We start from the raw sequence: 7,752 nt of genomic DNA, 5'->3' as shown, positions 1-7,752 counted from the left end.
GGGGCGGAGGCGGAGGCGGAGGCAGGGGCAGGGGCAGGGGCAAAGACGAGGACGGGGACACGGCGGATCGTCGCGCGGTACGACCGGACGACGGTCCGCCGAGGTGTCGGACCGGCTGTCGGAGACCTGCTGTCAGACCAGCTTGTGCAGGTCGTCCACGGCGCTCTCGATCTCGGGCAGCGCCAGCATCGCCAGCCGGGCCTCCCGCGTCCTGGCCCGGACGCCCGGGTCGCTCAGTGCCTCGCGTACGGCCGTGGTGATGGCGTCCGTGGTGCTTTCGCCGATGGCCCGGCCGAGGCCCAGCTCCTCGACGCGGCGCGCGTTGGCCATCTGGTCGCCGAACTGCGGCAGCACCGCCATGGGGGTGGCCGTGCGCAGAGATTCCCGGATGCTGTTGAAGCCTCCGTGGGTGAGGAACGCGTCCACGGACTCCAGCAGCAGGGGCTGCGGCACCCGGTCGGTGACGTGCACATGCGGCGGCAGCCCGTCGGTGTCCGCCGGGATGCCCGAGGTCGCGACGACGACGGTGCACTCCTCCAGCAGCGCCACCGCCTCGATCATCGACCGCAGCGTCCCGACCGGGTCCGGCATCGGGAACGGCGGCTCGTGGCCCGCGTCGCCCGCGTCGTCGAGCATCTCCCTGAGCATCGGAAGCGCGCTGCCCAGTGCGGCCAGCACCAGGGGGCGGTCGGTGGGCAGCCGCGCGATCCACCGCGGCAGGACCGCGCCGCGGTCGACGCTCACGGTCTGCCGGTAGGACAGCGACGGGGGCAGGTGCCGGGCGAACGAGAAGTCCGCCGGTACGTAGTCGACGCGCCCGTGCGGGACGACCGACAGGGGATCCTCCTGGCCGGGCAGCCCGAATTCCCGCCGCAGGGCGTTGAGGCCGGGCAGCACCGCGGCCGGGTCGATGAGGTTGCTGGTCCCCGACGGGGTGGGCAGTTGCGGAATGCCGAGGCGCTCCGCGATCAGGCAGGAGCTGAGATCCATGCCGTCGCGCAGGATGAGGTCGGGACGGAACTCCGTCGCCACCGGCAGGATCTCTCCCCAGAGCTTCCTGGCCATCGGGCCCGAGGTGATGTGGAACATGATGCGCGACATGGGGTCGAGCGGCTCTGCGTCGTCCTGGCCGGACCCCATCACCTGTTGGACGAGTTCCGGGCTGGCGAAGGACTGCGGGGTGAACTCGCTCAGGCGGGTGGCCACCCGGACATCTTCCTGCGCGAAGACGGGGGCGAGGGTCGGGTTGGTGACCACGAGCACGTCGTGTCCGGCCGCCGCGAGCGCCCGTGCCAGTGGCAGCTGGGCACGGCCGTGGGAGGGACTACCGATCGTGGTGAACAGTACGCGCACGACAAGCCTTTCTTGGGGGGCAAGGGGGCTGAGGAGAAGAGAGGAGGACGAAGAAGGGGGAAAACGGGGGGGAGAGCGAGGGGAGAGCGAGGGGAGAGCAAGGAGGGGGAGGAGAGCGCGGCGTGTGACGGGTGGTGGGGACCGCGTTCAGTGCGCCATCGCCAGCGAACGCCCGATGCCCTCCCAGCTCAGCCCGGCCCTGTCGAGCCGCACCGGGTCGAGCACGTTGCGGAAGTCGTAGACGAGCGGCGTGCCGAGCCGCCCCGCGACGGCCTCCCAGTCCAGGTCGCGGAAGTGCGGCCACTCGGTGAGCACGACGCAGGCGCGGGCGCCGTCGAGCGCTTCGAGGGGCGTGCCGGTGATGGTCAGCAGATCGCCGAGGTCGGGGCGCAGGTCGCTGAGCGCCGGGTCGTAGGCGCTCAGCTCCGCGCCCCGCTCCCGGAGTTGGCGGGCGATGGCCAGGGCGGGCGAGTCGCGCAGGTCGGAGGTGCCGGCCTTGAAGGTGAGACCCAGCAGCCCGATCCGGACGCCGCGCAGCGAACCGTCCGCGCCCGCGCATCCGGCGGCCACCCGCTCGACGAGTCGGCGCTGGTGCTCGACGTTGGTCTCGATGGCGGCCCGCAGCAACGGGAACTCGACGCCCGACTCCTCGCAGACGCGCAGCAGCGCGTGCGTGTCCTTGGGCAGGCAGGAGCCGCCCCATCCTGGTCCCGGCTGGAGGAAGTCGCCGCCGATACGCGGGTCGTGGCCGATACCCGCGACCACGTCGTCGACGTTCGCGCCGAGCCGTTCGCAGAGCGTGGCCAGGTTGTTCGCGAATGACAGCTTCATCGCGAGGAAGAAGTTCGCCGCGTACTTGGCGAGTTCGGCACCGGCGGTGTCGGTGAGCACGCGCGGCGCGTCGATGCCCACGTAGAGGTCGGCCACCCGGCGTGCCGCGTCCGTGTCGGCGGCGCCCACCACGATGCGGTCGGGGTGGAGGAAGTCGTCCACGGCGTGCCCTTCGCGCAGGAACTCCGGGTTGCTCACCACCGTCACATCGGGGCGGCCGAGCAGTGCCGCGACCCGTTCGGCGGTGCCGACCGGCACGGTGGACTTGTTGACCACCGTGCAGCCGCGCGGCAGGCGGTCACGGACCTCGTCGGCGACCGCCTCGACGGCGGCCAGGTCGGCGGCGCCCGCGACGCCCATCGGGGTGGGCAGACAGAGGAAGACCACCTCGGCCTCCGCGACGGCCCCTCGGGTGTCCTTGACGAAGGTGAGACGGCCGGAGTCCAGCCCCGCGCGGACGGTCCGCTCCAGACCCGGTTCGAGGATGTCGACCTCCGCCCTCCGGAGCCGTTCGACCTTGCCCGCGTCGGAGTCCGCGCACACCACCCGGTGGCCGAGGGAGGCCAGACAGGCGCCGGTGGTCAGCCCTACGTAGCCCGTTCCAATGACTGTTATCTGCCGATGTTCCATAAGAATCACCGATTCTTCTCGTCCGGATGTCAGCGCCGCCGAGTGCCGACTCCTCGGTCGTTGCACCGGAAGGCGTGACAGGCCCGACGCCATCGTCGGACCTGCGGGTGAAGACGGGCAGTGGAGATCAACAGCCCGCGTCGTGAAGCTACTTGGGCGAAAAATAATTTGCCAACGATCGATGACATTGCCGCGTGATTTTGGACAGAGTGCGCCGGCGCGGGAAGCATGTACGAAAGCGCGCGACGAAGGAGAGCTGGATGAGCAGACCCGAAGAAGCGAAACGGAGCGGCGCCGGCCGTGCCACGCCCCGTAGATACGACTCCGCGGGCACCCGGGCGGCCCTGGTGACCGCCGCGGCCCGCTGCTTCGGGAGGTTCGGTTACGACGGCGCGAGCATCCGCGACATCGCCAGGGCCGCCGGTACCGACGCCGCTCTCGTCTACCGCTACTTCGGCTCAAAACAGGGGCTCTTCGCGGCCGTGGTGAGCGACGGGACCATCGTGTTCGAACCGCTGCGCGAGCTGCCGCTGGAGGACGTGGCGGAGTGGATCCATCGGCTGACCTCCGAAGGCCCGGACGAGGCCGAGGTACCGCATCCGGTGCTGACGATGCTCCGCTCGCCCAGCCGGGAGGAGGGCGTCGCGCGCGTGCGCGCCGACGTGACCGAGGTCTTCTCGGACTGCTTCGCCCGGCGGCTGGACGGCCCCGACCCCGAGATCCGCGCCGAACTGGTGGCGGCGATGGTGCTGGGCGTGACCCTGATGCGCCAGACCGTCCGGTCGCCCGCCCTCAGCTCCGCCTCGGGCACGGCCGTCCTGCCCCACCTCAAGGAGGCCATCGACTCGCTGGTGAAGCCGGGCGGGGTACGGAAACCGGACGAGGCGCGGAAACCGGACGAGGCGCGGAGGCGGCCGGACGAGGCGCGGAGGCCGGACGGGACACCACGGACCGGCGAGGCGCGGAAGGCGGCGGGGGCGGACTGCCGCTGCGGGAAGTCGGAGCCGTAGCCCTCCCGCGCCGCCCGCCCCCGCTGTCCCGGGATCGGCGAAGAAGGTCCACGTCGTCGCCGACCGCGGGACCGCCGCGGAGGGCGGAGCCCCGGCACCTCGGAACAGTTTGGATTCGCGGAGAATTCACATTGAGGGCGGTAAAAAAGATTGTCCGGTAAGCCATTTTTACCGGACCGGCATTGCGTAAGCGGAAAAAGACGCGGTCTGGATTTATCGCGGAGAGCGTCGATATAGTTGATGGTGCGACGCCGAACCATGGCGGCTGCGAAGTGAGTTCCCGTTTCGGCATTCGAAGTAAGGAGAACTTGTGATCTCAAGGACGAAGAAGGCAGCGCGTTCCATGGCCGTGGCGCTGGCCGCGACCGCCGCCTTCACCATCACCATGCCGACCAGCCCGGCCTTCGCCATCGACCACGTCACCTGTCGCGGTGGGGAGAATTACCTGAAAATCTGGTCGCACAAGGACGGCGCGGACAAGGTGGACTGCTACGCGAATCGCGGAAAGACCTCATTCGGCGATCGGTGGGTGGACAAGATCTCCACGGGGAACAATGATCTGATCTACTACGACGCCAATGGCGATTCGGTGAAAATCGCACGGTGGCACGAGATCTCCTTCCCGAATCGACCCCCGAAGGTCAGGGCCATCGAAATCCTCTGACGAGGGACAGCTGAGCGGGCAGGTTGCCCGGGGCGGCGTTCTCCTCCGATGCCGCGTCCTCCGGACACCGCCCCTCCGGGCAGACATCGGATCTCAGCAGACGAGGATCTGAGCGGCCCGGATCACTGATGCCGGCCACGCCGTACGGGCGTGGCCGGCATCGCCATGCCCCAGCCAGTTCGCACAGGGGCTATTTACCACGCTATAGCGAGGGAGTACGAAGGGAGCGGACGATTCCTGGAACGAGTCGACCGGGATGAACCGGCAGGACCGGCGATCGACGAGCCGACCGAAGCGGCACACGTCCGCCCCCGCCTCGGTCGGGACTGTGCAGTGCCACCGCACCCGTGAGCCCGCCATGCCCACCCGCCTCAGGAAGGACCTCTCCCATGGCTTCCCAGGAGCACGGCCCAGCACCCTCTCCCGGCCTCGGCCCTGATGTCGCGTCAGCCACCGGCCGCGCCCCCGGTCTCGTCCCCGGGTCGGGTGAACACCTGAAGCGGGCCTCCAACCGGGACGGCACCTGGAGCCTGACGTACAACGGGTTCGCCGACTGCCCGCGGCGGCTGATATGAGAGGAACCCCCGGCACGAGACGGCTCCGTGGCATGCGGCTGCGCCTGATCCCCGGGCTGTTGCTCGCCGTCGTCATGACGACGGCGGCCGGCCCACCGGCACAGACACACGCACGGACACACGCACAGGCACAACAGGGCACCGACACCGCCGCCACCACTGCCGCCGCCGTGGTGTGCTCCCTGTCCTGCGACGGGCTGGACCCCTCGCTGGCCCAGCGGGAGAGCTTCCCCGTGCCCACGAAGGACATCAACGGCCGTCGGCTGCGCCTGCACGCCTCCGACCCCGACGGCATGGCGTGGGCCAGTGTCGACGACGGGCAGGCCGGGGACTCGGTGTGGCTGGACCGGTCCTGGGACGCGGGCGCCGACTGGGAGCCGCTGCTGGGCAGAGCGAGCGTCCCCAGCACCTGGACCGGCACCAGAACACTGATGTACAACCTCACCGATCCCTCGCACCACAGGCGTGGTTGGCTGCGCGCGTGTGCCGACGCGGGCGCGGTGAGCTGTACGGAGTGGATCCACCCGACCGTGTGCGACGTGCTCTGCGACGGTACGGACGCCGACCGGGCGAGCGGCGACGACCAGCCGGTCCCCGCCACCACCCTGCACGGCCGCGTCATCAGGCTGCACGTCGACCAGCGGAACTCCATGGCCTGGGGCAGCGTCGAGGACGGCGACCCCGATGACGAGATCTGGCTCGACCGTTCCTGGGACGAGGGAGCGAGCCGGCCCGACGGCTCCTCGCTCGGCCGTACGGCCGTGCCCGGCGGCGCCGCCACCGCCCGTACGGCGATGTTCGCCACCCGCGACCCGCGCGGCCTGCTCTACGGCGGCGCGGTCCGCGCGTGCGGGCGGGAGGCCGCCCATCAGGAGGGCAGCTGCACGGCCTGGGTACGTCCCGAACCGTCCCGGCCGCGCGCAGCGGCGGATGCCCTGATGGCCTCGTACGACCCCGACCAGGGCTGGTGGCACAGCAGTTGGTGGAACTCGGCGGCCGCGCTCACCGCGCTCATCGACTTCGCCGAACGCACCGGCACACACGACTACGACGGGGCCGTCGCGCGCACCTTCGACCGCAACAAAGGGGTCTTCGCCGCCGGGGAGCGGTCCTCGGACCCGGTCGAGGGCCACTTCATCAGCCGCTCCATCGACGACACCGCCTGGTGGGGCATGACCTGGGTGGCCGCGTACGACTACACGCACGACCCGCGGTATCTGACGGAGGCGACCACGATCGCCGAGTATCTCCGGCGGTACTGGGACACCGGGAGCTGCGGCGGCGGCATCTGGTGGGACCGCGAACGCACCTACAAGAACTCCGTGACCGCGGGGCTGTATCTCTCGCTCACCGCGTCGCTGCACCGCCGCGTCGCCGATGACACGGTGTGGGGCGCGCGGGCGACGGAGGCCGGGAACTGGTTCCTGTCCAGCGGGCTGATCAACTCTTCGGGGCTCGTGAACGACGGCCTGACCGGCGACTGCCGCAACAACGGTCAGACCGTGTGGAGTTACAACCAGGGGCTGGCCATCGGCGGTCTCACCGAGCTGTGGCGCGGCACCGGCGACACCACCGCGCTGGCCACCGCGCGGCGGCTGGCCGACTCCGCCTTGGCCCGTACGGAGTTGACGGTGGACGGCGTGCTCACCGAGTCCTGCGACGTCGGGCAGCGGAGCTGCGACGACAACCAGAAGCAGTTCAAGGGCGTCTTCATGCGGAACCTGGACAGTCTCCGCCTGGCCACCGGCTCCGCCGCCTACCGGCGGTTCGCCGCGGAACAGGCCGACTCGGTGTGGGCGAAGGACCGCGACAGCCTCAACAGGCTGGGCGCGCGATGGGCGGGCGGCGGCTCGAACCAGACGGACTGGCGTACCCAGTCCAGCGCGCTGGCCGCCCTGACGGCGGCGCGGTAGCCGCCCACCCGCGTGAGGTTCGCGACCGGCGCCCGCCGCCCCGGCGGACGCCGGACCGCCCGAAGTCGGGCTCCAAGGGGCGTTGGCCGTCGTCAGCGCAGCCTGGGCAGGAGCTGGTCCCCGATGCGGACGGCCTCTTGCCTGTACGGAGTGTCGGAGAGGACGAAGTGGGTGACACCGAGCTTGCGGTAGCCGTCCAGCGCGGTGGCCACGTCGGCGGCGGAGCCGACGAGCCAGGTGGTCGCGGCGCCCTCGCCACCCACCTTGCCGGGGGCGGTGTACAGGCAGGTGTCGAGCACCTCGCCCCGCGCCGCGAGATCGTGGAGCCGCCGCTGTCCGACGGCGCCCCGGTGGCTCCCCGCCCAGGGGGCCTCGCCCTCGCTCCGGGCCATCGTCGCGACCTTCTCCTCGGCCGCCCGCCATGCCTCCTCCGTCGTGTCGCGGACCAGGGTGGTGATCCGCAGTCCGAACTGGAGGGGCCGGTACGCGCGGCCCACCCGCTCGCTCAACGCCTTGAGCCGGTCGATGCGTTCGGCGACGCCGTCGAGCGCCTCGCCCCAGAAGAGCTGAACGTCCGCCTCGGCCGCCGCCACCCGTTCCGCGGCCTCGGACGCACCGCCGAAGTAGAGGGTCGGATGTGTCCTGGTGCCGGTGGCGTAGGGGCGTGCCGCGACGGTGGACCCGCTGACCCGGAAGTGCTCGCCGTCGAACGTGACGTCCTCCTCCGTCCACAGGCGGCGTACGAGACGCAGGAACTCCCCGGTGCGCGCGTAGCG

At 70.8% G+C, this 7,752-nt stretch carries 7 protein-coding genes; 4 read left to right on the top strand and 3 right to left on the bottom strand.

What is annotated here, in order from left to right:
* Positions 1–132: 132 nt before the first annotated feature.
* Together DVH02_RS31195 and DVH02_RS31190 are read right to left on the bottom strand one after the other, a co-directional pair.
* Positions 133–1,353 carry a glycosyltransferase gene (locus DVH02_RS31195; protein WP_114627206.1) on the bottom strand — a complete coding sequence of 407 codons (1,221 nt, stop codon included), beginning with the start codon at positions 1,351–1,353 and terminating at the stop codon, positions 133–135.
* A 147-nt stretch (positions 1,354–1,500) separates the two neighbouring features.
* On the bottom strand, positions 1,501–2,814 hold the full coding sequence (locus DVH02_RS31190) for a UDP-glucose dehydrogenase family protein (protein WP_114627205.1): 1,314 nt from the start codon (positions 2,812–2,814) through the stop codon (positions 1,501–1,503).
* Between the two features lie 347 nt (positions 2,815–3,161).
* Between DVH02_RS31190 and DVH02_RS31185 the strand changes: the two genes are divergently transcribed.
* The 4 genes from DVH02_RS31185 to DVH02_RS31175 all read left to right on the top strand — a co-directional run bounded on the left by DVH02_RS31185 (position 3,162) and on the right by DVH02_RS31175 (position 6,976).
* Entirely contained in the window at positions 3,162–3,824 is a 663-nt protein-coding gene (locus DVH02_RS31185) for a TetR/AcrR family transcriptional regulator (protein WP_325051417.1), read from the top strand.
* 343 nt (positions 3,825–4,167) lie between these two features.
* Positions 4,168–4,488 carry a beta/gamma crystallin domain-containing protein gene (locus tag DVH02_RS31180; RefSeq protein WP_199566480.1) on the top strand — a complete coding sequence of 107 codons (321 nt, stop codon included), beginning with the start codon at positions 4,168–4,170 and terminating at the stop codon, positions 4,486–4,488.
* A 389-nt stretch (positions 4,489–4,877) separates the two neighbouring features.
* Positions 4,878–5,063, top strand: a complete 186-nt coding sequence (locus tag DVH02_RS34955; RefSeq protein ID WP_147286173.1) for a hypothetical protein — start codon at positions 4,878–4,880, stop codon at positions 5,061–5,063.
* Positions 5,064–5,095: 32 nt separating this feature from the next.
* Positions 5,096–6,976: a glycoside hydrolase family 76 protein gene (locus DVH02_RS31175; protein WP_233518569.1), complete on the top strand. Its 1,881-nt coding sequence runs from the start codon at positions 5,096–5,098 to the stop codon at positions 6,974–6,976.
* Positions 6,977–7,068: 92 nt separating this feature from the next.
* Here the strand turns inward: DVH02_RS31175 and DVH02_RS31170 are convergent.
* Positions 7,069–7,752 (bottom strand): LLM class flavin-dependent oxidoreductase (locus tag DVH02_RS31170; protein ID WP_114627202.1); only part of this gene is annotated, 684 nt, incomplete at its 5' end.

It is taken from the genome of Streptomyces corynorhini (genome assembly GCF_003346515.1).
In the GTDB taxonomy this organism is placed as follows: Bacteria; Actinomycetota; Actinomycetes; order Streptomycetales; family Streptomycetaceae; genus Streptomyces; species Streptomyces corynorhini.
Note: the sequence above shows the minus strand (reverse complement) of the source record. Positions and strands in the feature narration are given on the sequence as shown.